Source organism: Elusimicrobiaceae bacterium, assembly GCA_028700325.1.
Classification (GTDB): domain Bacteria; phylum Elusimicrobiota; class Elusimicrobia; order Elusimicrobiales; family Elusimicrobiaceae; genus JAQVSV01.
In genome coordinates, this window is record JAQVSV010000121.1 from 1 (window position 1) to 3,407 (window position 3,407).

Below are 3,407 nucleotides of genomic sequence, written 5' to 3' on the forward strand. Positions count from 1 at the left end.
CTCTGTCGTAACGCCGACGAGAGAAAGGAACGCAGGCTGGGCATTCAGTTCGGATCCGCACCCGATGCCTTTCCCGGAACCGCCAGGCGTGAACCGGAGCCCGCCGGCCCGGCGGAACAAACCGGCGCGGACCGGCTAAGCGGCAACGCACAAGATGAACTTGACGAGCCGCAGGAACCGGCGCCTCGGGAAATAAATCCCGAACCGCAAGCGCGAACCCGGCGGCAAGGGGTTCATGAACCGGACAGGAACGGAAAAACGCCCGGCTCCGCCAGTCCTATAAAATATATCGGGTTCGAAGAAACGGAGCTTGCGGAAATTGCGCCGGGCCTGAAAATTGAAATTAAAATAGGCAATGTCCGCAGGAAAGGAATTCTGGAAGCGCGGATTCCGCTGAAATTAATATCGGACTCGCCTGAAAAACTGATGGTAGGACTAAGCGCGGACGCCGAAACCGTTTCCAGCGGCGCCACCGGCAAAAATAAACCGGGCGACAGAATGGGTGGCCGTTCCGGCGGCAACAAGGGCGGAGGGCCCGGCGGCAACATGGGCGGAGGACCCGGCGGCAACATGGGCGGAGGACCCGGCGGCAGCATGGGCGGAGGACCCGGCGGCAACATGGGCGGAGGACCCGGCGGCAGCATGGGCGGAGGACCCGGCGGCAACATGGGCACGAATAACAATTATGGCAGTGACAGCGACAACAGTGCCGCCTTTGAAATGTGGGTTCATGTAACACTGTCCGGCAAACAAAATTGATTCCGCAATCCTAACAGCATCATATGCTGTCAAAACAGCCCCGCCTGATTATCGGCGGGGCTGTAACTTGATAAAAAGAAACGATGCCGCTACAGAACCTGTTCCAGCACAATCCTCTTGGAACTTTTTTTGACAACGGAATGGGCAAAAGAATCTTCGCCCCCTTTTCTGGACTCAAACGGATTAACCCGGTATTTTACGAATACGGTTTTTTCATCCGCCTTGATATCCACGATTTCAAAAATTTTGCTCGGCATGCCATTCTCTTTGGACACCAGCACGATAAGCATCTGCGCGCCGAAATCGGGCCGGGGCAACGCTTTTCCTTTATGCCGGCGCGCGAATTCGGCATAGGCGTTCTCGGTAGCGATACGTTCCGCCTCGACGGGCACGAAAACAAGCGCCTGACCATTCTTGTCAGATTCCTTGAAAAGCGGCAACGCCCTGTCCAGTTTTACCGCAACAGGCCGCTTGTCCAGACTGGGCGAATAAATTTTCTGTTCAAGCTGTTTATCCGACATGGGCACGCCCCCGGGTTTGCGTTTATTCGAAGCCAGTTCTTCAAGCATTTCATCAACGCCGCGCGGCGGCGTGGCGGCCGCGCCATATTCATTGCCGCCCCGCAACTCCGCCGCCGGCATAGAAGCCGCCAAATGCGCCACCCTGGCCCGGCCCGCGGGCGGATAAACGCCGGTCTGGCCCGCGGCCTGCTGAACTTCCGCATTGCCCGGCAGCGGCGAGCCGCTTATGCCTGCGGCGGGCGGCACAAACGCGGATTCATGAAGTTTTTTCACCCGTGTCCTTACAAACAGAACCATCACAACACACACCACGAACAGAATGACCGCGGCGTATGCATAAATTTTGCCGCTTTCCGACAAAAAATTCCGGTTTATTTTCATAAGACAGATCCCCTTTTAAACTTCCGAAACAACACGCGAAACCGGCCGGCGGTCAGTAGGTGGCCTTTATTATCTCCATCTTGAAATCGCCGCGCGAAGTTGACAGCATGAAATCGCCGCTCTCCGCGCGAATCTTGTTGTCATAGAAAAAATCATAAAGCTCCTCCGATTCCTTCCTGCTGTTAAGCGGTACCAGCAGCTGAGGACGCAGGATGGCGCGTGAAATCGCGGGATTCAGATCTATAACGGAAGTTTCCAGATACTTATAGCGGTAGCGTTCGCGCCCTGTTGCGTCGGTATGGGAGGCCAGTTCGTCCTCGGCCACGGGATACGCGGCGACAAACCGGTAAATTTTCCTGTTCACCGGCAGCTTGAGCGCCGCCTTTTTGAGAGCGTCAAGCGCGTAACGGAAACCCTGCGTGAGTTTTTCGGTAGGCATCTCCACCGTGCGGATTTCCCCTTCCCAGACCGCCGAAATCCGCAGCAGATCGCCTTTATAAAAAAGCATCCGCCCGGTACCCAGGGCGGCGGAATCAAACACATCGTTGCCGCGCATTTCCTGAAACAGGTCCTTCACCAGCTGTTTGTCAACTTTCCCGCTGCGGGTTGTTATCTTGCCCGACGACTGAACCCGCACCGTCGTGCGGCCGTTCACGGCGGCTTCAATATAAGTCTGAGAAGCCTCGCCTTTGGGAAAAAGACGCAGCCACACGGTTTCCACCTCCACCGCGGTATCCCCCTTAACCAGCGCCGCCGCTGGCATGACGCCGGCCAGCACGACACAAACCGATAAAACACTTTTCTTCATAACCGTTCCGCCTTTAATCATGATAGCCTACGCCAAAAGCTCGATTGTTTTAGAAGGGCTCTGCGCGCCTTTTATCAGCCGCACAAGCCTGCGCTCCACGCCCAGCTCCTCCGCCGCCGCGGCCAGCGCTTCAGCGGTGGCGAGCCCGCGTTCGGCAGGCGCTTTCACCCAGATCTCCAGCGTATCCTCCGCCTTGCGCAGAACCCGCGCTTTCTTTGAACCGGGATGCACCCGCAGTTTTATGTATCGCGGCATGGCTGCGCTCACGCGATAAGCGACCGCGCACTCATTTCCCAGGGAACCGGCACGCCCAGAAGCTCCAGCACGGTGGGCGCTATGTCGCTCAGCACGCCCGACTCCCTTAGTTTCACGGCATCGCCAGCCGGCGCGCACAGCGTAAAGGTTACGGGATTGCAGGTATGCGAGGTTTTGGGCAGGCCGATTTTCTCGTCCCACATCTCTTTGGCATTGCCGTGGTCTGACGTGATAAGCACATAGTAGCCTTTGCCAAGCGCCGCGGGCACCAGCCTGCCAAGACACTCGTCCACCACTTCCACAGCCTTGACCGCCGCCGGCATGCTGCCGGTATGGCCCACCATATCGCAATTGGCGAAATTAACCGCCATAAAATCATACCCGCCCGTTTCAACCTGCCGAACAGCCTCGGCAACCACTTCCCGCGCGTTCATCTCCGGGTGAGAAGCGAACGTGGCGGGATCGAACGTCCCTTTTATCTCGATGCGGTCTTCGCCCGGATAGGGCTTGAGCATCTTGCCGTTGAAAAACGAGGTGACGTGCTTGAATTTCTGGGTTTCCGCCAGACGGAGCTGTTTCAGCCCGCTTCCGGACAGCACTTCGCCGAGCAGCAGGCTCATGCTGTCGTCCTCGTCCATCGGCGAAAGCGCGTTGTACCTGAAACTGTCGTAATACCGGTTAAG

Annotated in this window: 5 protein-coding genes; 1 reads left to right on the plus strand and 4 read right to left on the minus strand. The window is 57.3% G+C overall.

Features of this window, described 5'->3' with window-relative positions:
• A partial coding sequence (locus PHW69_10000; GenBank protein MDD4005515.1) for a hypothetical protein occupies positions 1-759 on the plus strand: 759 nt, incomplete at its 5' end.
• Between the two features lie 89 nt (positions 760-848).
• Here PHW69_10000 and PHW69_10005 read toward each other — a convergent pair.
• The 4 genes from PHW69_10005 to PHW69_10020 form a co-directional block, all read right to left on the minus strand.
• Positions 849-1,661 (minus strand): hypothetical protein, encoded by an 813-nt coding sequence (locus PHW69_10005; protein MDD4005516.1) that lies wholly within the window; start codon positions 1,659-1,661, stop codon positions 849-851.
• A gap of 52 nt (positions 1,662-1,713) precedes the next feature.
• Positions 1,714-2,469, minus strand: a complete 756-nt coding sequence (locus tag PHW69_10010; GenBank protein ID MDD4005517.1) for a hypothetical protein — start codon at positions 2,467-2,469, stop codon at positions 1,714-1,716.
• Positions 2,470-2,496: 27 nt separating this feature from the next.
• On the minus strand, positions 2,497-2,724 hold the full coding sequence (locus PHW69_10015) for a DUF167 family protein (GenBank protein MDD4005518.1): 228 nt from the start codon (positions 2,722-2,724) through the stop codon (positions 2,497-2,499).
• Between the two features lie 8 nt (positions 2,725-2,732).
• A partial coding sequence (locus PHW69_10020; protein MDD4005519.1) for an alkaline phosphatase family protein occupies positions 2,733-3,407 on the minus strand: 675 nt, incomplete at its 5' end.